Origin of the sequence: Sphingomonas sp. 179-I 2A4 NHS (genome assembly GCF_045369135.1) — a bacterium.
Lineage (GTDB): Bacteria > Pseudomonadota > Alphaproteobacteria > Sphingomonadales > Sphingomonadaceae > Sphingomonas.
Genome location: NZ_JBIQFL010000002.1, coordinates 507615 through 529533, shown reverse-complemented (window position 1 = coordinate 529533; position 21919 = coordinate 507615). Strand labels below are relative to the sequence as shown.

The window sequence follows — 21919 nt, the reverse complement described above, 5'->3', positions numbered from 1 at the left end:
GCTCAAGCCCTTGGCGCATCAGCCCACGCGCCGATCACCCGTCATTCGGTGCCCTGCAGCTCCCGTCGGAACGCATCCACCGACCAGTCGCGGCCGAGGAAATCGCGCGCCAGGACGTTCATCGATGCACTGCCGCCCGGCGCCAGCACACGCTCCCGGTAACGCAGCGCCGTCGCCCGGTCGCGGAGCCCGTTGCGACGGAACTCGCCGAACAGGTCGCTCGCCAGCGCCTTTGACCAGACATAGGTGTAATAGGACGCGCCATAGCCGATGACGTGGCCGAACGACGCATATTCATGCGTCCCCGGCGGGTTGGGCACAGGCCCATAGCGGTCGTAGGCCGTCGTGAAGACCCGCGACAGGTCGCCCCCCTGCTGCCCACCCGAATAGAGCTCCAGCGCCGCATTTGAATAGCCGAGCTGGCGGGTCCAGGTGGCGCCCTCTCCGAAGCGCCGGCCGGCGTTCATGTTCGCGACCAGCGTCGCCGGGATCGGCTCGCCCTTGTCATTGGTGGCGAAGCGGCGAAGCGTCTCGTAATCCCGCACCCATTCCTCGAGCAGGGCGGACGGCGCCTCGACCACGTCGCCTTCAAGCTCGACTGCGTTTTGCGCGGCGAAACGCTGCGCACCGGAAAAGATCCAGTGAATGAGATGACCGAACTCGTGGAGGAAAGTGACGACCTCCTGATGTTCCATCTGTCCCTTGGTGAACGGGGTCATCAGCACCGCGACGGGCAGCTGCCGATCAGCGACGCCGAAGCGGGCAAAGCCCAGCGCCGCGTGAGTGTACTTGCCCGGCCGCGGATGCATGTCGAGGAAGAAGCGGCCGATCACCTTGCCGTCCTGCACCATCTCGAACGCCTCGACGTCGGCATGCCACGTCGCCGTCTTCCAAGGGCGGATGTCGACGCCGAACAGGTCGCTGGTCAGCGCGAAGATGCCGGCCTGCACCTTGTCAAAAGCAAAGTAGGGGCGGATCTCCGCTGGATCGACGGCGTAATCCTCCTGCTTCACCAGCTGGCGCGCGTAGTTGACGCTCGACGCATCGAGCTGCTTGAGGCCGGGGTCGTCACGTTGCAGCCGCGCAAGCATTCGCGCGATCTCGGCCTCGGCGACCGGGCGCGCGACCGCGTCGATGTCCGCCATGAAGCGCTCTACCCGCGCCGGACTCCCCGCCATGCGCGACGACAGGTCAAGTGCGGCAAAGCTTGGATAGCCAAGCAGCGTTGCCAGTTTCGCGCGATTTTCGACCACCCGGCCCAGAACAGCCGCGTTGGCGGGATAAGCGCGGGTCTGGAAGGCCGTCATCACTCGCTTACGCAGTTCGGCGCTGCGCGCGTTGCTCAGCAGCGGGAACACCTCGGGATAGGTCATCCCGATCCGCACCATCCCATCCGCGCCGACGGGGTGCGCCGCAAGCCAAGCCGCGGGAAGGCCGTCGAGTTCCTCCGGCCGGGCGGTCACGGTGCGATTATCCTCCGCGATATTCTTCTCGAAAGTCGCGGAGTCGGCGATGATCCGGTTCTGGAGTTTCGTTACCTCGGCGCGCGTCGCCTCGTCCTTGTCCACCCCGGCGCGGCGATAATTGGCGAGCTGGCGCGCCAGCATCGGCTGCAGTTCTGCGGGCACGCCCCGCTTCTCCACTTGCTGCAGCCGCTCGTAGATCGGGCGAGACATGCTGATGTCCACCATGGCCGCGCCGGATCGCTGGACACAGTCCTGTCCCGCTTGCCGGATGGCGGCATCCGGATGGACGTTCATCAGGATCATCGCATCGGTATTGCCCGCGGTCATGCCGACCAGGTACAGGTCGTCATAGGCGCGCAGTAGCGCGATTGGCTCGCTGTCCAGCGGCATGCCCTCGAGCCGCGCACGCAATGCCGCCATCGCGCTGAGCCGGCGGTCGCACTGCGCCTTAACCTCGGCCGGGCTTGCCGGCGCCAGGAGCAGCGGGCCAATCGCCGCGTCGGCGCTGACGGCGCTTGCGGACGCTACGCTGGCAGCTGGTGCCTGCGCCAGGATCGGCGCGGCGCTGCCGGCGAGCAGCAACGCAAGCGCGCGCAATCGCACGATGGACATGATGGCATTCCCCCCTGATTCTCTTGGACCGGTTGCGCCGTTTGGCCCCCGGCCGAGATGATCCGGGAATGATCGCGGGCGGTTGCTGCCCCCAGCAGCCCCCGGCATCCGCGATCACCCTCCCCCCGGAAGACGCCCCCGTAGCGCCAATCACCGGCCAGTGCGCTGGAAGTTTTTACGTGTAATTTCTTGATGATCGCGCGCGCTCACCGCATGGCGGTCGGCAGAAACTAGATATGTGGTGCAGATGAGCGGCGACGACACGGCTTACGATCAGCAGTTTGGCGTTAAATACAGGCCTGCGGAAGCGATCCTGCGCCATCCGCGCTTTCCGCAGGCTCGCGCTACCTATGTCGACCGCGTCATGACATTGTATGGAGAGGATGCCTTCCTCAACAAGCTGCTGATGGAAGCCGTTCGGATCGTCATCTTCTCGGTCGCGATCTGCCTCGATGCTGCCTATCGCGAAGAAGATCGCGGGACCTGGCCGATCGTCGCCAATCTAAAGAAGGCTTTGGCGATGTTCGGCCTCGCCAGCCCACGCCGGATCGAGCAGGTGACGGCGCGGCTGGTGCAGACCGGATTCCTGGAAAGTCGGGTGTCCCCGATCGATCGACGGGCGCGGTTACTTGTCCCGACCGCCCGAATGATCGATCACGATTGCCAATGGCTGATGGCGCATTATGCGCCGCTCGCCGAGATGTTCGGGCCCGACGATTTCGCATTGCCACTGTCGGGTGACTTGCGCTTCCAGCAGGTACAGCGCCGGGTGGCGACCGATTTCTTCCCGCAGTCCGCCGCGGTGCTCCTGCGCAACCCGGACATGATGCTGTTCCTGGCCCGTGATGCAGGCGTCTTCGTGCTGGTCTCGCTCGTGCAGGACAGTCTCGAGCGCGGGACGACGGAGGTGCCGCTGTCACTCTCCACGCTGGGCACGCGCTTCGGCGTCTCGCGAACCCACGTGCGCCAGCTCCTCGGCACGGCCAGCGAACAAGGCCTCGTCACGGTCGATCCGTCCCGCCGCACGATCGGCCTAAGCCCCCGCCTGCTGGCGAGCCTCGACCGCTTTATCGCCGACAGCATGTCAAACCATGACCTGACCGGCGCGGCGGCACGAAAGGAGCTCGCGCTGGCGTGATGCCCGCGCCGGTCGCACGTGGCGCGTCTCAGCGGCGCTGGCCACCCTTCGTCAGGCGCTCGTGCTCGGCCAGCGCCGCTTCATAGGCCGCGCGTTGCTGGGCGAAGATCTCCTGGTCCCGGCGCGCCTTTGCCAGCGCTTCCTGATGCGCGGCCTGCGCCTGTTCGTACGCCCGCTGATCGGCGGCCTGCTTCTCGCGCATCGCCGCGATCTCGAGCGATTGCTGCGCGGCCGTCGCAAGCTGCGCCGCATTCGCCTGGCTCAGCGCCTCCGCCTCAGGGTCGGTGGCACCCGGCCACAGCGCGTCGGGAATTGCATCTGGGCAGGGGTTGCGCGCCGGATCGGTCGAGATCAGCGCCAGCCGTTCCGCCGCCTCCCGGCCGTAAGCGTCTGCCTCCTCCTTCGCCGCCATGCTCCTCTTGAGCGCGGCGGCGCTGCAGAACGCCCAGGTCTGGGTGTCCTTCTTGTCGCTCAGCGTCAGCGCCTGATAGCGCTCCGCCACCTTCAAATGCGGGCTGACGGCCGGGTTCGCCGGAGCGGCAGGCGCGCCCGCGTCCACCGTATCCGCTTCGCCCCCCAGCGCCACGTTCGGATCGATGGTTGCCATCGGCTTCGCTGCGCCGAGGGGCACGATTGGCGCCGCGCCGCCGCGGCGAACAAGCAGTGTCGGTTCATCGCCGCTGCCCTTCTTGATCGCGGAGACCGATGCGCGATCGCGATAGACCAGCTGATAGGTCGAGCCGGTGATCGGGCTTTGATATTCGTACGTGCCAGACCCCGCCTTCACATATACGCGTTCCTGGCCCGCCTCGTCGACGCGCAGATCATCACCCTGCGGCTGGATCACGATCGAATAGCCCGATTCCGGAATGGAATAGGTACCCGCCGGAATGCTCTGCGCGATCGCTGGCGCGGCGGCGATTACCGCCCCACTCACCGCCAAGATTGTCCGCCACATTGTTGCTGACCTCCCATCGATCCCCGTAGCGAGGGTCCGTCTAGGGGGCTTGTGTCGTGATCGCCAGCATCTGCGGCGATCTCGCGCTATCCGTTCTGGCGTCTCGCGCGATCATCCTGCGATCCGCGGGGCGCTGCGGTCGTCTCGCAGCCAGCCAACCCGTCTTCCGCCTCGTCGCCGCGACGAGTGTCGCGATCGATCACCAGCATCGGGCGTGGCAGCGGCTCCACTCCCGCGCCCGGGCCGCCGCGCTTGCCACTCAGCCCGCGCTGAGATTTTGCGCGCCGCAGATCCAGGTCGGCGACGTCCAGCAGCTCGGTCAGGTCCCGGCCGCCGTCGCGTGAAAGCGCTATCCCGATGCTGCCGCCGACGCGCACCGTCTGCCCCGCGACCGTCAGTTCCCGCGTGATCGCGGCGCGGATCCCCTCCTTCAACGCAGCGGCCAGTTCCGGACTGGCATCCGGCACCACCAGCACGAACTCGTCGCCGCCCAGCCGCGCCGCCTGCGCATCCGCCGGTGCTACGCCGCGCAGGCGCTCGGCGACGCCGATCAGCACGTCATCCCCGGCCCGGTGTCCCAGCGTGTCGTTGATGCTCTTGAACCAGTCGAGATCGACGTAGAACACGGCCAGTCCGGCGCCGCTGCGTCCCGGCTGCTCCTCCGCCCAGCGGGCAAGGCCGGCACGGTTGAGGAGCCCCGTCAGCGGATCATGCCGCGCCTGATGATCGTTCGCCATTTCTGCCCGCATCGTGCGCACCAGCTGCTGGTTGAGGTGGAACGCCGCCGAACTCATGCTGATGAGGTAGAAGGGGATCTGGAACATCACGAGCAGCAGGATCGGCTCGCCCGACAGGCCCGCCGCGACGGCGCACGGTCCCAGGCTCAGCCCGATCATCAGGCCAACTAGCCGCGGCGCCCCGAAATTGCGGAAACAGATCCCGCCTACCATCGCTGCGGCCGACAGGCACGCCAGGGAAGCGGCCACCCAGTCGCCGCTCGCCACGCACATGAAGGTGCCATATCCAACGCTCGCCGCCCACAGCACCGCCAGCAGGATGTAGAGATCGGTCGGCCCGCGCCGCCCTTCCGCGACGGCGCGGCGCCCCAGCAGCAGCACCGGCAGGCGAACCGCACCGAGCAGCAGTTCCAGCGCAAGCCACAGATAAGCCTCGAACGTCTGCATCCGGGCTGCGACCACTGCGGACACCGCGATGGTGTTGAGCACCCCGCCGGCAAAGATCGGCAACGTCGAATACAGGCTGTGCAGCAGCGTGCGGCGCATACCATCGGGGATGTCCTTGCCGGGCTCGACCAGCCAACGTGTCAATGACCACCGGGGCAGTTCACCCCCGGCACCCGATCGTGCTTGCATGTTTCCGTCCGCCGCGCTTGCACCCCCCCGGGGCGCAGTTCCTGCAAGGTTGTTAGGCCGGCGAATCTTAACGGCCGGTTTGTATTAAAACACTGCCTAAATTGGCTCTCCCCACAACTCCGGTGAAGCAACCAGGACGTTATTGCTCTTCTTTAGCGGTTTCAGCGGGTTAACGCCGCCCTCACTCGGGAGCAGCGGGCATCACACGTATACGCGCCGCCTGGCGCCTAGTTGGCCCCTTGACGCTGGTGCGGAATGGACGGGTGGGTCGCGTGATCGAACCCACGCGACATGAAACTGCTATTGGCGACCAGCAGAGGGTCGGCGCCTCACGGGTCACCTCCAGATCGCTCAGTGCGGGCACAAGCAGACGATCAGAGCGCCCCATCTGCCAAACCGCGGCCTATATCGCCCTGATGAAGAATGGGCAGGTCGACGCGGTGCTCGACCTGCCCAAGTGCCCCGGAGGAAACGTCAAAAGTTGAAGCGAACACCTGCCCGATAGATACGACCAAGGGTGTCATACAGCGCCGGGTTGACGTCGAGACCGGTGTTGGTCTGCGGCGAGGGTGTCGGATCGTTGTCGAACACGTTGTCGACCTTTCCGTAGATACTGATCCCCTCCGTGATCTTGAAAGCGGCGCCCAGATCCAGGTAGAATTCGCCCTTCATCTTGTTGAAGTTTACCGTGTTGTTGTTCCCGGTCGAAACGGGGCAGTTCGTCTGACAGACGACGTAGCTGTTGTTGAACACGCCGTCAGAGAACCAACGCTCCTGCACCGTCAGCGTCAGGCGGCCGGTGTCATAAGTCTGCGTGGCAAGCCACTTCCAGTGGGGTATCGCGCCGGTGTTGGCGCCGGCATCGTCTCGCCGCGCGACGCCGGCGATTCCCGCATCGACAATGAATTTGCGCACGTGTGTACCCAGCGCCCGGACGGTGAAGGAGCCCGGCAGGCCGAGCGGCTCCTTCCACTGGTAGCTCGCCTCCAGATTGAAGCCGCTCGTTTTCCAGGACGCCAGGTTGAACGGCTGGACGTTGACGAAATTGGTGCCCTGCGGCCCGTCGAGCTGGAAGCCTCCGCAAAACGCCTGGTTCCCCTCGAAGCAGAAGCGGACGATCTGGTCGGGCGTCAGCGTGGATACGACCCCGCTGAGCTTGATCTGGTAATAGTCCACCGACAGGCTGAGCCCGGGCAACCACGAAGGCCGCGCATAGACGATGCCAAGCTCGGTATCGCGCGCGGTTTCCGGACGCAGGTCGGTATTGCCGACGGTGTTCTGGAACACCTGCACGGCGATGTTGCGGAACGGATCGTTGAAGCTTGGCAGCGTGGTCACCGTTGGGGCGGCGAAAAGTTCCGACAGGTTCGGCGCGCGGACGTCGCGTGACGTGACGGCGCGGAGCGTCAGCCCATCGATCGGCGAGTTCCACGTACCGCCGATCTTCCACGCCCACACTGTGCCGGACGTGCTGTAGTCGGTGACCCGGGCGGCGCCGTTCAGGTTCGCGCGCCCCGCCGCGTCGCTGTCCCATAGCGGCAGGTCGACTTCGAGGAAGCCTTCAATGACGTCATATTTGCCGCGGCCGTTCTTGTAGTTGCCGGCTGCCCAGTTGCTGCCCTGCGCAGAATTCAGCAGCGGATCGGCCGGATAGAGGGCGTTGTTAGGGCTGACGGGGCTGACCCCGGCGCCGTAGGCATCACCCCGCACCCGGTAATACTCCCGGCGGTACTCACCACCGAACGCGACGGACACTGGACCGGCCCAAAGGCTGACTGGCTGGCCGGAAAAGTTGAGGCTCACGACATCCTGCTTCAAAGTCGTGCGCTGCAGGGGCCCGGCCTGCGGCATAATGTAGTCCAACGCCGCCTGGCTGGGGGTGAAGTTGCCGAAAATATTGATCGGCTGGCATCCGAGCGCCCGCGCCGCCGGATCTGCGCAGACGATCGCGCCGTTCAGTACCACTGCGTTGGTGGCGGCCACGTAGCGCGGCTGGAGCACGATGCGATCGACGTCGATTGCAACCTTGGTGGTGCCGTGCTGATAATAAGCGTCGTAATTCCAGTCTGATCCACCGAGGCCGAAACGGCCCCTTGCACCAACTACGAAACGATACTGGTCACGGTCCGTCTGGACGAGCTGGTTCGGAAGCTGGCCGTTGCTCGATCCGAAGTTGAAGGAGGTGATGTTGGCCGCGGCGCAGCGATCGCGGATCAGCTGCGGCAGGAACGGGTTCGCGCATTGAACCGTGAGGTTCGGCCGGTTGTACCCCGGGCTCGGCTGATTGCTGGTCCGGACCTGCGCAATGTTGACCGTGCCGTAGATCTCGTTGTTCGGAGCGAAGTCATAGCCGATCCGGGCATAGCCGTTGATGCGTTCGAGCTTGGACTTGAGCGATGCGCTCGATCCCGGCGCACCCGACAGGTCACCGCCCACGCAGAAGGAATTGCCCGGGAAGCAGTTCGACACGCGACCGTTGCCGAGCGGCTGCCCGCCCGATCCGTAGTTGAAGTTCACGGGCGTGCCGTTCGCATCAAAAGCGATGCCTTGCAGCGGGCCGTTGTTGATGAGGCCGTACTTGGCGTACTGGTACGGCTGAGCGAAGTCGGAATAGACGAACTGCGGCCCGGGTCCGGTGGTGATGCCGGTGTTGAGCAGGGTGGACGCGCGGTGCCAGTCGCGACTGCCGGCAAGGTCGATGCCGTAATTGCCCGGGCCGACCCCGCCCTCATGGTCGTATTCGCCGCTGACGATCAGGTGCAGGCGGTCCTCCAGCAGCGACGTGCCATAGGCCGCCTGGACCAGCGCCGTCTCGTCGTCACCGTAGGTGGTGATGCTGCCAAGCACATTTGCCCTGAAGCCCTCGAACCGCGTGTCGGTGATGAAATTGACCACGCCGCCGACCGCGTCCGAGCCGTAGGAGGCGGATGCACCGCCGTTGACGATATCGACGCGTTTCACGAGCAGCTGCGGGAACATGCTGATGTCCGGCACGCCGGTCACATTGGCGCCGACCACGCGCTGGCCATCGAGCAGGGTAAGCGTGCGGATCGGCTGAAGGCCCCGCAACGAGAAGGAGCTGAGGCCCTGCGTGCCGCTGGACGTGCTGAACGTGCCGGTCGAGGCCCCCGTCGAACCCTGCAGCGAGGGGAGCTGCTGGATGGTGTTGAAGATGTTCGGCTGCGCGTTGTTGGCGATCTGCTCCTCGCCGATAACGGTGGTCGGCGTCGGCGCGTTGAAGCCGTCCGCGATAATGCGGCTGCCAGTGACGATGATGTCGGATGTGTCTTGCGGCCGCTCCCGGGAGGCATCGGGCAGCGCGGCGCTCGGCATTTCCTGCGGCGCAGCGGTGAGGAGATTCGGCGTTGTCTGCGCGGCGGTGGGAGCATTCGCCGGCGTCTCTGCCCCGGTGGGGGCGTTTGGCGTTGTCTGAGCCACGGCGGGCATTGCGACGAGCGCGGCGGTCAACGCGACCAGGCTGGAAGCACCGCACAATCGGCGGCGATCAGGCGTGAAGCAGTGCATCCATCCCTCCCCATGTTCATTTGCTGTTCGGTACCTGACCCACACAGGCCGGACCGCTCAGATCAATGTACCGGATCGGTTTGGAGCAAACATCTACGACCATAGTCGCAGGGCCGGCGCGCTGGTTCACAGACGAGCCAAAGACAAGGCGTGATGGACAGGAATGTAGAGCGTGCGCTGACCTTCCCGCGCGGCCGGCCGGTCGCGGTCCTGCATATCACTCGAGGAGGGTGGAGACTTACTGGCGCTACCGCCTAGGGCATCAGCCGCTTGCGCCCTTGCGACAGGTGCCAGCGCATGGCGAGCGCTGCCCCATCGCCGTCCTGGGCGCGGATCGCGTCGACGATCGCATCATGCTCGTCCATCATCGCCTCGATCACCTGCGGCGGACGCGCGCGCGAGATGTCCACGCCCGCCCGCAGGATGCGCATGACTTCCTCCTGCAGCTGATCGAAGATCGCGACGAACGCGAGATTACCCGTCGCCTCCAGGATCGAGCGGTGGAGCAGCCAGTCCTCGTCATGCGCGGGCGCGCTGGACAGGAGCGCGACCCGCAGTTGCGCCAATCGTTGCTCGATCTGCTCCAGATCCCGCTGCGAGCGGCGATGCGCGGCGAGCCGCGCCCCCTCCGCCTCCACGACGAAGCGCACCTCATAGGTGCCGAGCGTCGCAGCCAGGCCTTCCAGCGGCACGTGCGTGCCGAGGCGCTCCGACGGCCGCCGCTTGACATAGGAACCGGCGCCGCGCCGCGCTTCGGTGATGCCATCAGCGGCCAGCCGTACGAGTGCCTCTCGCACAATGGTGCGCGACATGCCGAACATCTCCGCCAGGCGCGCTTCCGACGGCAGGCGGTCGCCGGGCGTCAGGTTCTCGTTGTTGATGATGCCGACGATCGCCGTGTAGGCGCGGTCCGCCAGTCTACCTTCTTGCACGGACGCTTGCCCTCATCGTTGCCTGTACGCGTCGACACCTCAGACGAGGTAGCTGAGCCCCACCACCATGACGAGTCCGGCGACCGAAATCACCGTCTCCAGCAAGGACCAGGTGCGGAAGGTGTCGGCGGTGCTGCGCCGAAAGCGCCTATGCGCACTGCGACGCGAAAGGCTGCGGCACCTTCGTGCGGGCAAGCAAATACCCGTTTGAGAACGCCATAACGGACGTGACCACTGGGCAGGAGGTGCGCGAGCGCGAGTTTGCGAAGCTGGATGTGCCGCCGGCTACATCGCGGCCCGCGGCTCTGCCCGAAGTGCCGGACACACCGGGCGTGACGAAGCTCGCCGACGGGTTCTACTCAGTCGCGGGGGGTGCGGTCGACGCACAAGGCAAGCTCTACTTCATCGACCGGTTTCATCAGCGGATTCACGGCTGGTCGCCATCGGAAGGGCTCACCACCGTCAGCCAGGCGACGCTCGATCCGGTAAACCTGACGGTGGACCGATCGGGCCGCCTGCTGGTGCTCTCCGCCGCCGGTCGTGATGGCACGGTCTATAGTGTCGACCCGAAGGCGCCCGATGATATTCGCACTATCCCCGCCACCGGTCCACGCCCTGGCAGCGCGATCGCGCTTCCTGTCAACGTCTGGGCGAACGGCGAGTTTGCCGATCGCATCGATCAGACGACCTACGAATACCCGCCCCTCTCCCACTTCTTCACCAGCAAGATGGGCGAGGCAAAGCGCGAGGCCTATGTTTCGCCCGACGGATCGACCGCCATTCCGGCGTTCCGCGTCTGGAACCAGGGGCCGGACGACCATCAGGGCTGGCGCTGGTCAGACACGCTCGACAGTTACGGGCTGGTCACAGCCCGCCCGGGCGAGCGCGTGTACCTGACCAACGCGTCGGAGAACCTGACCTACAGCGGCAAGGTGGCGGCAAGTGGCGCACTCACCGACCTGCGCGTCGTCGCCCCGCGCGGCGGCGAGAGCGTGGCGCGTGATCCCGCCGGCAACCTTTACGTCGCGAACGGGCAGGTTTGGGTCTACGACAAAAATGGTCGCGAAGTGCGCCGCATCGACGTGCCCGAGCGGCCATTACAATTGTTGATCGGCGGCCCCGGGGGGCGCACCCTTTTCATCCTGGCCCACCACGCGCTTTACTCGGTCGCGATCTGAGCCGACCGTGCGTCTCTGTCGAGACGATCCATCGCGTGGACAGATGCTACACGACCGTCACATAGCCAAAAAGGTGAGAAGCGCCGCACCTGCGTGCGGCAGATGGTCTTCGGCACCGGCTCAACGATGAGATTGTTCTCGCCGGCTTGAAGACCAGCCTCGAAGACCTCACCCGCAGAGCGAGGGCTCCGCGCATCGCGCTACGCCTGATCTCGATCGGGGAGTGGTGCCGCTTACAGGACTCGAACCTGTGACCCCCGCATTACGAATGCGATGCTCTACCAGCTGAGCTAAAGCGGCCCGTGCGTGCCCCGGAAGGGCTCGTCGAGGCGCGGCGCCTAGCAGGGGGTTGCGCTCGACGCAAGCCCGCTGTGCCTTTACGTCGCCTTTACCACATAAGGCCCACATTAGGCGTGGGACACAATCGTCCAAGGGGCAGTACGCATGGATATCCGCGGCTTCGATCGAGCGCATGGCGAACGCGAGAGTGATCCGACCGAGGGCGGCGTCGGAGAGGCGACGGTGCCGGTCGGCGCGGACGAGCGGCGCATGCACGTGCGCGCCTATAACCATTGGGTGTCGCTGCTGGGCGGGCGCGCGTTCCCGCCGATCGAGGCGCTCGATCCGGCGCGGATCGCCGATTTCGGCCCGCACAGCGTGCTGCTCGATTTCACCGGCAATGCCGAGGATCCCGCGATCAGCTTCCTTGGCGAGGCACTGCGCGAGGAATGCGCGCTCGACCACGCCATCTCGCATATCTCCGAAGTGCCGGCCCGCTCGCTCCTGTCGCGGCTGACGGATCATTGCCACCAGATCATCGCCAATCGCGCGCCGATCGGCTTCGAGGCGGAATTCGTCGGCACCCGCGGCCACAACACCATGTACCGCGGCATCCTGCTGCCCTTCTCGTCCGACGGTGCGACGATCGACTTCATCTACGGCGTCATCAACTGGAAGGAGATCGTGGGCGAGGCGGAGCAGGCGCAGCTCGCCGAGGAACTTGCCGCCGCCGTGCGCAGCGCGCCGAAGATCGAGCCGCCAGCTGCGGTCTGGGCCGATGGCCCCAGCGCCGCGTTCGGCGGTGAGGACGAAACGTCGTTCGCCACCGACGCGGAGGGCGACGACCGCGCGCCGCTCGCCACCCTGTCGCTCGACGTCGCGGCAGCGCCGGGGGACATCGTGGTGCTCGTCGCCCGGGCCGGCGAGAATGGCCGCTTCGACGTGCTCGGTGCCGTTACCGATGATCCTGCCCTGATCGATCGGGCCGCTGCCCGTATCGGCTGACACACCAGTCGTTACATTCGTTACAAGGCTTGAGCCCGGCGGCGGGGCGGCGCATAGCCTGCCGCCATGTCGAAAGCATCGATGACGGCGCTGACCAAGGCGCTTGCCGACCGGCTCACCAAAGGGGCTCTGCCGGGCGAACTGGACGGCTTCGGCCCTGCGGAGCAGGCTGAAGCCGCTGCCTTCCTGGCCGCGGCGGCGGAGCGGCGTGCTGCCGGCACCGTCGCCATTGCGCTCGATCCGCTGCCGGGTGACGGCCCGTCGCGGCGCATGCGGCTGGCGATCGTCAACGACGACATGCCCTTCCTCGTCGATTCGATCGCAGGGGTGATCGGCGCGCACGACATTGCGATCGATCGGATCATCCATCCCGTGTTGCCCGTCACCCGCGATGCCGATGGCGTGCTGCAAGGTGTCGGCGACGCTGGCGTGCGCGAATCGATGATCTACATCGAAACCGAGCGCGCCGATGCGCGTGACCGGCGCGACCTGCTTGACGATCTCGCCTCGTGCCTCGCCGACGTTCGCGTCGCCGTCGAGGACTGGCGGCGCATGCAGGCGACGCTGGCCGCGGACGCCGGCATGATCGAGGATACCGGCGGGGACCCGGAAGGCGCCTCGCTGATGCGCTGGTTCCTCGACCGGCACTTCACCCTGCTCGGCCACGAACGCTGGATGGCGGATGCCGGCGGCGAGACCGGCCGGATCGTCGGCGAGCAGCTCGGCATCGCCCGCAACGCGCACGAGCCGCCGCTGTTGGCCGACCGCTCACGCCACCTCGCGATCAATTATTTCGCCGCCGGCAAGGCTGCGCCGCTGCTCCTCAAGTCGAGCCTGATCTCGCCGGTCCATCGCCGCGTGCCGATCGATCTCGTCGTGGTGCCGATCCGGCAGGGCAGCACGATCGCCGGCCTGTCGATCCATGCGGGCCTGTGGACCTCCGCCGCGTTGAACGCCCCGCCGCGCAGCGTCCCCGTGCTGCGCCAGCGGCTGGCCGACATGGAGGCCAAGTTCGGCTTCGACCCGGCCGGCCACACCGGCAAGGCGCTGACCCATGCGATGGCCGCGCTGCCGCACGACCTCGTCACCGCGGTCGATGCCGCATCGGTGGAAACGCTCGCGCTCACCGCGATGAGCCTTGCCGATCGCCCGCGGCCCAAGCTCGTCCTGCTGCGCTCGGCGCTCGGGCGGCACCTCTTCGCCTTCGTCTGGCTCCCGCGCGACGATCTCACCACCGCGCGCCGCGTGGCGATCGGCGAGATGCTGGCCGAGGCGGCGAACGGCGGCGTCCTCAACTGGTCGATCGCGCTCGAAGACGGCACCGTCGCGATGATCCGCTTCACGATCGATCTTCGCCAGTCGGGGGTCATGCCCGATACCGCGGCGCTCGACGCGCGGCTGGAAAAGATGGTGCGCGGCTGGGAACGCGACGTAGAGGCGGCACTGGCCGATCGCATCGCGCCGGCCCGCGCCGCCCGCCTCGCGCTGCGCTGGGCCGCGGCCTTCCCGCCCAATTACCGCAACGTCAGCACCGCCGAGGAAGCGGCCGAAGACGTGCTGCGCATCGCCGACCTCTCCGGGCCGGAGGATCGCGCGGTCCACCTCTATCCGCCCGCGGAGGGCGATGATCAGCGGCTCAAGATCTACAAGTCGAACGGCGCGCTTGCGCTGTCCGAAGCGGTGCCGGTGCTGGAGAATTTCGGCTACCGCGTGATCGGCGAACTGCCCACCCGCCTGCGCGAGGACAGTGACGCTTTCGTCCACGATTTCATCGTCCAGCCGCAGGGCGATGTGTCGCAGATCGATCGCCACGTGCTCGAAGGCGCGATCGCCGCCGTGCTGCGCGGCGAGGCGGAGAATGACGCCTTCAACCGGCTGATGATCACCGCCGGCCTCGCGCCGGCCGCCGTGCTCCTCTATCGCGCCTGGTTCCGCTACCTGCGCCAGGCGGGGCTTTCATACGGCCTTGGCACCGTGGTCGATGCGCTGAGCCGCGCACCGATGCTCGCCAAGGCACTGATCGATCGCTTCACCTTTGCGCATGATCCCAAGGCCAGCGGCGATACCGATGCGGTCGATGCCGCCATCGCCGCCGGGCTCGATGCGATCGTCGCAATCGATGACGATCGGATCCTGCGCGCCTTCAAGGCCGTCATCAACGCTACCTTGCGCACCAATGCCTTCGCCCCCGCCGGCCAGGAAGCGCTGGCGTTCAAGCTCGATTCCAGCCGCATCCCCGGCCTTCCCGCCCCGCTGCCATGGCGCGAGGTGTGGGTGTACAGCCCGCGCGTCGAGGGCATCCACCTGCGCGCCGGCCCGGTCGCGCGCGGCGGCCTGCGCTGGTCTGACCGGCGCGACGACTTCCGCACCGAGATCCTCGGCCTGATGAAGGCGCAGCGGGTGAAGAACGCGGTCATCGTGCCGACCGGCGCGAAGGGCGGCTTCTACCCCAAGCAGCTGCCCAATCCCGCCACGGATCGCGAGGCCTGGTTCGCGGAAGGGACGGAAAGCTACCGCATCTTCATCCGCACGCTCTTGTCGATCACCGACAACATCGTTGCCGGCACGGTCGTCCATCCCGAGGGCGTGCGCGTCCACGACGGCGAGGATCCCTATTTCGTCGTCGCTGCGGACAAGGGCACCGCTACGTTCAGTGACGTCGCCAATGCGATCGCGCTCGAACGCGGCTTCTGGCTGGGTGATGCCTTCGCCAGCGGCGGCAGCCAGGGCTATGATCACAAGGCGATGGGCATCACGGCGCGCGGCGCCTGGATCTCGGTGCAGCGCCACTTCGCCGAACGCGGCATCGACGTGCAGCAGGACGTGATCCGCGTCGTCGGTTGCGGCGACATGTCGGGCGACGTGTTCGGCAACGGCATGCTTCTTTCGAAGACGCTGAAGATCGTCGCCGCCTTCGATCACCGGCACATCTTCCTCGATCCCGATCCCGATCCCGCGGCGAGCTGGACGGAGCGCGCACGGCTGTTCAGCCTCCCGCGGTCGAGCTGGGACGATTATGACAAGGCGCTGATCTCGGCCGGCGGCGGCGTCTTCCCGCGCAGCGCCAAGACGATCCGCCTGACGCCCGAGGTAAAGGCCGCGCTCGGCATCACGCTCGACGAGATGGAGCCGACCGCTCTCATTTCCGCGATCCTGAGGGCGCCGGTCGATCTCGTCTGGTTCGGCGGCATCGGCACCTATGTGAAGGCCGCGAGCGAGAACAACGCTGCCGTCGGCGATCCCGCCAACGATCGCCTGCGCGTCAATGGCGAGGACGTGCGCGCCATCGCGATCGGGGAAGGCGCCAACCTCGGCGTCACGCAGGCCGGCCGCATCGCCTTCGCTGCCAAGGGTGGACGCATCAATACGGACTTCATCGACAATTCGGCCGGCGTCGATTGTTCGGACAATGAAGTGAACATCAAGATCGCGCTCAACCGCGAAATGGCCGAAGGCCGGCTGGCGTTCGACGATCGCAATGCGCTGCTCGGCGCGATGACGGACGATGTCGCGCATCTGGTGCTGGAGGATAACCGCCTCCAGACGCTGGCGCTGTCCATCGCGGAGCGAGCCGGCGCCCGCGGCGTGCCGAGCTATGTGCGGGCGATCGAGATCTTCGAGGCGACCGGTCGGCTCGATCGCCAGGTCGAGGGGCTTGCCTCGAACGAGGATTTGCTGCGGCGCGCCGGCGAAGGGCGTGGCCTTACCCGGCCGGAGCTCGCCGTGCTGCTCTCCACCGCGAAGCTCGCGCTGCAGGATGCGATCGAGCAGGCCGGCCTCGGCGCCGATCCGCTGCTTGAGCCCGATCTGCTCGCCGCCTTCCCGCCGGCGATGCGTGAAGGCTACGCCGGTGCGATCGAGCACCATCAGCTGCGTAGCGAGATCGTCGCGACGAAGCTCGCCAACCGCATCGTCAACCGCACCGGCCTGCTCGATCCGTTCGAACTGGCGGAGGAGGAAGGCGCCGCGCTTGGCGACGTCGCGGCGATGTTCGTGGTCGCGGAAAAAATGTTCCGCCTCGACGCCTTGTGGCGCGACATCGAGACCACCGCCATGTCGGAGGAGGGCCGCCTCGCGCTGTTCGAAGGCGTCGCGCGTGCCGTCCGCTCGCAGGTGTCGGATCTGCTGCGCGTCGTTCCCTCCGGCACGATGCCGAGCGCGGTGCTCGAACGGCTCGGCAAGGGGGTCGGCAAGCTCGAGACGCAGGCCAGCGACTTGCTGCTGCAGGAAGCGCGCGATGCCAGCGCCCGGATGGCCACCCGCCTCACCCGCGCCGGCGCGCCCGAATCGTTGGTCGCGCGCGTGGTCCGCCTCCACGAGATCGACGGCGCGATCGGCCTGGTCGATCTCAGCGCCCGGCTGAAGAGCGACGAGACTCATCTCACCCGCGCCTACACCCGGCTCGGCGAAGCGCTCGGGCTCGACTGGGCACAGGCAGCCGCAGCGCGCCTCGCCCCGTCCGATCCGTGGGAGCGGCTGCTGATCGCCGGGCTGGTGCGCGATTTCGAGCAGATGCGGCTCGATTTCCTCGCCCGCGAAGGGGCGCGCGATCCCGATGCGGCCGTGGACGCGTGGCTTGGCGACAATGCCGCGCGCGTGGCGCAGTTCACCGCCGTTGTCGGCCGCGCCCGCCAGTCCGCCGCGCCGACCGCCGCGATGCTGGCCCAGCTTGCCAGCCAGGCGCGGATGCTGCTCGGCCGCTAAGGCCCGGCGTCGGCGATCAAGGGATGCCCCGGCCTCGCGCCGGGGCCCCGTTCGGTTCCGGCTTAGTCGCCGCTTGGCCCCAGCGCCGGGTCGAGATCGCGCGGGCGCACGAAGCGGGTCAGCGTGCCGTGGTTCGGCGCCAGCGACGCCCAGTCGTCGATATCGAAACTCAGTTCGGCGAGGGTGGCGGTGGGGTATTTCTCCTCCGCCGCTGCGATCATGTCGGGCTCGCCGCCCTGCGTCAGCATCAGCACGAAATCCTCGAGCCCCGGATTGTGGCCGATCATCAGCAGCCGCCCGGCATCCGCCGGCGTCTCGCGCGCCACGTCCAGCAGCGTCGCTGCGGAGGCAAGGTAGAGCCGTTTGTCCCAGGCGGGCTCGATCGCCGCGCCATAGCCGGCGGCAAGATCCGCCACCGTCTCCATCACCCGCTGCGCGGGGGAGGCAACGATATGGTCGAACCCCAGCCCCAGGCGCTTGAGGTGACGGCCCATCGCCTGCGCGGCCTTGCGGCCCTTGGCATTCAGCGGGCGATCGAAGTCACGGGCGACAGCGTCGTCCCAGCCCGATTTGGCGTGGCGCAGCAGCGTCACCGTCTTCAAGGAAGCACTCCGTCATGTGGCGGGAGCCGCCTCATGCCTTAACGCAGCGCCGGAAGAAAGCCGGGAAGCGACTCGCGCGATCGCCTCGTCCAGCGGCACGCGCGCGATCGGCACGCCTGCGGGGAAGGCATCCAGCAGCCGCGAGGGCGTGGCGGCGGACAGCAGCACGAAGACGCCGCGATCCTCGGCCGATCGGATCAGGCGCCCGAACGCCTGCGCCATCCGCGCGCGCACGATCCGATCATCATAGGCGCTGCCGCCGCCCGCCAGCCGCCGCGCCGCGTGAAGCACGGTCGGCTTCGGCCAGGGCACGCCCTCCATCACCACCAGCCGCAGCGAATGGCCCGGCACGTCCACCCCGTCGCGCAGCGCATCCGTGCCCAGCAGCGAAGTGTGCGGATCATCGCGGAAGATATCCACCAATGTGCCCGTGTCGATCGGGTCGACATGCTGCGCCATCAGCGGCAGCCCGCCACGCGCCAGCCGGTCCGCGATTCGCGCATGCACCCCGCGCAGCCGCCGGATCGCGGTGAACAGCCCCAGCGTGCCGCCGCCCGCCGCCTCGATCAGCCGCGCATAGGCATTGCTCAGCGCCGGCACGTCGCCGCGCTTCACGTCGGTCACCACCAGCACTTCGGCTCGGCTCGCATAATCAAACGGGCTCTTCGCCTCGAACCGTGCCGGCGCGCGCATCAGATGCGCCGCGCCCACCCGCGTCTCGGCCGTCTCCCAGTCGCCCCCGGCAGTCAGCGTCGCCGAGGTGACGAGCGCGCCATGCGCCGGCTTCAGCACGATCTCGGCGAAAGGCCGTGTCGGGTCCAGCCAGTGGCGATGCAGCCCGATGTCGAACTCGCGCCCCTCCACCCGGTCCACCGCCAGCCAGTCGACGAAGTCCGGGTTCGCCGGCCCGCCGACGCGCGCGATCAGCGACAGCCACGATGCCACCGTTTCCGCGCGCCAGCCGAGCGAAGCGATCGCGCCTTCCACCCGCGCCCGCGCCTGCCCGTCGAGCCAGTCCGGCGCATCGGTCAACACCGCCTCCAGCCTTTTGCCGAGTGCCACCAGCGGCCGGTACAGCGAATCCAGTGCTACCGCCGCCGGCGCGGCGGCCTCGATCAGCTCCGCCGACGGTTCGGCCAGCTCGGTCTCCAGCGCATAGCCGGCATCCTCCGCCCCCTCGGCGCGCGCATAGGTAAGGCCGCGCACGCTCGCCAGCAGCGTCTCGATCGGCCCGAACGGTGCGCCTTCGCCCAGCCGCTGCAGCCATCCGTCCGCCGCCAGCGCCTGCGCCGCCTTCACCGCATCCGCGATCGCCTGCGCGCCGGCCTCGTCATAGCTCGCGACGTCCGACAATCGCGCCGCCAGCCCGCGCCGCCGCCCGCGGCTCCCCGCCTCCGGGCCGATGATCCAGCGGCGGAGCTCGATCGTCTCCTGTCCGGTCAGCGCGGTGGCGAACATCGAATCCGCCGCATCGAACAGGTGATGCCCCTCGTCGAACACGTAGCGGGTCGGCCGGGTCGCGGTTTCGCGCCCACGCGCAGCATTCACCATCACCAGCGCGTGGTTGGCGATCACGATATCCGCCTCCGCCGATGCCCGGGCCGCGCGTTCGATGAAGCATTTCCGGTAATGCGGGCAGCCGGCATAGACGCATTCGCCGCGCCGATCGGTCAGCGCGGTCGATCCGTTGCGCCGGAACAGCGTGGTCAGCCACCCCGGCAGGTCCCCGCCCACCATGTCGCCGTCCGCGCTATAGGCCGCCCAGCGCGCGACGAGCTGCGCCAGCACCGCGGCCCGGCCCGCAAAGCCGCCCTGCAGCGCATCCTCCAGGTTGAGGAGGCACAGGTAGTTCTCCCGCCCCTTGCGGGTGACCACCTTGGCGCGCCGCACCGTTTCGTCGGGATAAACCCGCCGCGTCTCGTGCCCCAGCTGCCGCTGCAGCGCCTTGGTATAGGTCGACACCCACACCGCGCCCCCGGCGGCATGGGACCAGAGGCTCGCGGGCGCCAGATAACCCAGCGTCTTGCCGATCCCGGTTCCCGCCTCGGCCAGCACCACGTTCGGCGTCTCGCGCGTCGTGCGCGGCGCGAAGGCACCCGCCACCGCCGCCGCATAAGCCCGCTGCCCCGGCCGCGTCTCCGCCCCCTCGCCCACCAGCCTTGCGAGCGCCTGCTGCGTCGCATCCGCATCGATCGCCACCGTACGCGGCGCCGGGCGCGGTGCGCCTTCCTCCCATTCCGGCAGGCGCGAGAACAGCCAGCGCTCGTTCGTCGCCGGCTTGCGGATCCGGTCTGCCAGCAGCGGCGCCCACGCCCAGCGCAGCCGGAACAGCGATTGCGCCGCGGTCCATGCCCCTTCCCGCTCCGGCCAGTCGCCTTGCGGGATCGCCAGCAGCCGCTCCGCCGCCTCGATCAGGAAGGGCGCGATGCCCGCATCGTCCGACGGCAGGTCAAGCCCCGTCACCGCCGCCAGCCCCTTTGGCGTCGGCACCATGAAGCGCGCGGGCCGCAGGAACGCGAACAGCTCCAGGAGGTCCAGCCCCGACAGATCGGCATAGCCCAGCCGCTGCCCGACGAGCGGCGCGTTCATCACGATCATCGGCGTATCGGCCGCCGCGCGGATCGCCTCGCCGCGCGACACGGCACGCACCTCGCCGCCTTGCGCGATCCAGATGCCGGTGTGGCTGGCATGAAGGGCCGGATAGGGAAACGCGCTCACCCCGCGACTCGTAGAACATACCAGCAACGCGCGCCACCCGCTTCGCGCCATCGCCATGCCCCTGCGCGCCGCCGCGATCCGCCCCGTCTTCCTCCTCCGCCATGGACAAACCGAACGCGAAGGCTGGATTCCCCCGGCCCCCTGTGCTTAAGGCCGCCGTGACTTCTGTTATGGTGAGGCGCGCCGGTCCATGAACATCCACGAATATCAGGCCAAGGAACTGCTCGCGAAGTTCGGGGTCCCCGTTCCCGCAGGCTATGCGGCGCTCAGCGTCGAAGAAGCGGTGGAGGCTTCCAAGAAGCTTCCCGGGCCGCTCTACGTCGTCAAGGCGCAGATTCACGCCGGCGGCCGCGGCAAGGGCAAGTTCAAGGAACTTCCGCCCGAGGCAAAGGGCGGCGTCCGCCTGGCCAAGACCGAAGACGAGGTCCGCACCGCCGCGACCGAGATGCTCGGCAACACGCTGGTGACGATCCAGACCGGTGAGGCCGGCAAGCAGGTCAACCGCCTGTACGTGACGGACGGCGTCGACATCGCGAAGGAATTCTACCTCGCACTGCTCGTCGATCGCGCCACCGGCCGCGTCGCGTTCGTCGTCTCGACCGAAGGCGGCATGGACATCGAAACCGTCGCGCACGACACGCCCGAGAAGATCCACACCTTCTCGGTCGATCCGGCCACCGGTTTCCAGCCCCATCACGGCCGCGCCGTGGCGCATGCGCTCGGCCTCACGGGCGATCTCGCCAAGCAGGCGCAGAGCCTCGCGGGCAAGGTGTACGACGCCTTCCTCGGCACCGATGCCTCGCAGATCGAGATCAACCCGCTTGCCGTCACGGACGACAACAAGCTGATGGTGCTCGACGCCAAGGTCGGCTTCGACGGCAACGCCATGTTCCGTCACAAGGACCTGATGGAACTGCGCGACGAGACGGAGGAAGATCCCGCCGAGCTCGAAGCGTCGAAGTACGACCTCGCCTACATCAAGCTCGATGGCGACATCGGCTGCATGGTGAACGGCGCCGGCCTCGCCATGGCGACGATGGACATCATCAAGCTGAACGGCATGTTCCCGGCGAACTTCCTCGACGTCGGCGGCGGCGCCTCGAAGGAGAAGGTCACCGCGGCGTTCAAGATCATCCTCGCCGATCCGAACGTGAAGGGCATTCTCGTCAACATCTTCGGCGGGATCATGAAGTGCGACATCATCGCCGAGGGCATCGTTGCCGCGGCGAAGGAAGTGAACCTCTCGGTGCCGCTGGTCGTGCGCCTCGAGGGCACGAACGTCGACAAGGGCAAGGAAATCCTCGCCAATTCCGGCCTCGCCATCGTTCCTGCGAACGACCTCGGCGATGCCGCCAAGAAGATCGTCGCCGAGGTAAAGAAGGCGGCGTAACGAAGTCGAACCCGCGCCTCCATCGTCATGCCGGTTTCG

The 21919-nt window shown here is 67.4% G+C and carries 12 protein-coding genes and 1 tRNA gene; 5 read left to right on the top strand and 8 right to left on the bottom strand.

Annotation, left to right across the window (positions count from 1 at the left end; all coding sequences use genetic code 11):
• Window positions 1–41: 41 nt before the first annotated feature.
• Window positions 42–2078, bottom strand: coding sequence for a M3 family metallopeptidase (locus ACH0CP_RS05705; protein ID WP_294441882.1), 2037 nt, complete (start codon window positions 2076–2078; stop codon window positions 42–44).
• A gap of 247 nt (window positions 2079–2325) precedes the next feature.
• Here ACH0CP_RS05705 and ACH0CP_RS05700 point away from each other — a divergent pair, with 247 nt between their 5' ends.
• Window positions 2326–3216 (top strand): hypothetical protein, encoded by an 891-nt coding sequence (locus tag ACH0CP_RS05700; RefSeq protein ID WP_406888341.1) that lies wholly within the window; start codon window positions 2326–2328, stop codon window positions 3214–3216.
• Window positions 3217–3244: 28 nt separating this feature from the next.
• Here the strand turns inward: ACH0CP_RS05700 and ACH0CP_RS05695 are convergent, their stop codons facing one another.
• The 4 genes from ACH0CP_RS05695 to ACH0CP_RS05680 all read right to left on the bottom strand — a co-directional run bounded on the left by ACH0CP_RS05695 (window position 3245) and on the right by ACH0CP_RS05680 (window position 10004).
• Complete coding sequence (locus tag ACH0CP_RS05695; RefSeq protein WP_294441884.1) at window positions 3245–4174, bottom strand: hypothetical protein; 930 nt, start codon at window positions 4172–4174, stop codon at window positions 3245–3247.
• An 86-nt stretch (window positions 4175–4260) separates the two neighbouring features.
• Window positions 4261–5502 (bottom strand): diguanylate cyclase, encoded by a 1242-nt coding sequence (locus ACH0CP_RS05690; protein WP_294441885.1) that lies wholly within the window; start codon window positions 5500–5502, stop codon window positions 4261–4263.
• A gap of 519 nt (window positions 5503–6021) precedes the next feature.
• Window positions 6022–9072: a TonB-dependent receptor plug domain-containing protein gene (locus ACH0CP_RS05685; RefSeq protein ID WP_406875823.1), complete on the bottom strand. Its 3051-nt coding sequence runs from the start codon at window positions 9070–9072 to the stop codon at window positions 6022–6024.
• A 254-nt stretch (window positions 9073–9326) separates the two neighbouring features.
• Window positions 9327–10004 (bottom strand): FadR/GntR family transcriptional regulator, encoded by a 678-nt coding sequence (locus tag ACH0CP_RS05680; RefSeq protein ID WP_294441886.1) that lies wholly within the window; start codon window positions 10002–10004, stop codon window positions 9327–9329.
• Between the two features lie 227 nt (window positions 10005–10231).
• Here ACH0CP_RS05680 and ACH0CP_RS05675 point away from each other — a divergent pair, with 227 nt between their 5' ends.
• The gene (locus ACH0CP_RS05675; RefSeq protein ID WP_406888343.1) at window positions 10232–11182 is read left to right on the top strand and encodes an SMP-30/gluconolactonase/LRE family protein; all 951 of its coding nucleotides are present in this window, start codon (window positions 10232–10234) and stop codon (window positions 11180–11182) included.
• A 224-nt stretch (window positions 11183–11406) separates the two neighbouring features.
• On the opposite strand, the gene ACH0CP_RS05670 is transcribed toward ACH0CP_RS05675, so the two are convergent.
• Window positions 11407–11482 (bottom strand) — tRNA-Thr (locus ACH0CP_RS05670).
• A gap of 144 nt (window positions 11483–11626) precedes the next feature.
• Here ACH0CP_RS05670 and ACH0CP_RS05665 point away from each other — a divergent pair.
• Window positions 11627–12466, top strand: coding sequence for a hypothetical protein (locus tag ACH0CP_RS05665; RefSeq protein ID WP_406875825.1), 840 nt, complete (start codon window positions 11627–11629; stop codon window positions 12464–12466).
• Between the two features lie 66 nt (window positions 12467–12532).
• A complete protein-coding gene (locus tag ACH0CP_RS05660; RefSeq protein WP_294441889.1) occupies window positions 12533–17170 on the top strand; it encodes an NAD-glutamate dehydrogenase domain-containing protein in 4638 nt (1545 codons plus the stop codon).
• A gap of 62 nt (window positions 17171–17232) precedes the next feature.
• On the opposite strand, the gene ACH0CP_RS05655 is transcribed toward ACH0CP_RS05660, so the two are convergent.
• Complete coding sequence (locus ACH0CP_RS05655; RefSeq protein ID WP_294441891.1) at window positions 17233–17772, bottom strand: histidine phosphatase family protein; 540 nt, start codon at window positions 17770–17772, stop codon at window positions 17233–17235.
• A 12-nt stretch (window positions 17773–17784) separates the two neighbouring features.
• Window positions 17785–20541: a helicase C-terminal domain-containing protein gene (locus tag ACH0CP_RS05650; protein WP_406875885.1), complete on the bottom strand. Its 2757-nt coding sequence runs from the start codon at window positions 20539–20541 to the stop codon at window positions 17785–17787.
• Between the two features lie 139 nt (window positions 20542–20680).
• On the opposite strand from ACH0CP_RS05650, the gene sucC reads away from it, so the two are divergent.
• Complete coding sequence (gene sucC / locus ACH0CP_RS05645; protein ID WP_294441893.1) at window positions 20681–21880, top strand: ADP-forming succinate--CoA ligase subunit beta; 1200 nt, start codon at window positions 20681–20683, stop codon at window positions 21878–21880.
• The last annotated feature ends 39 nt before the right edge of the window (window positions 21881–21919 follow it).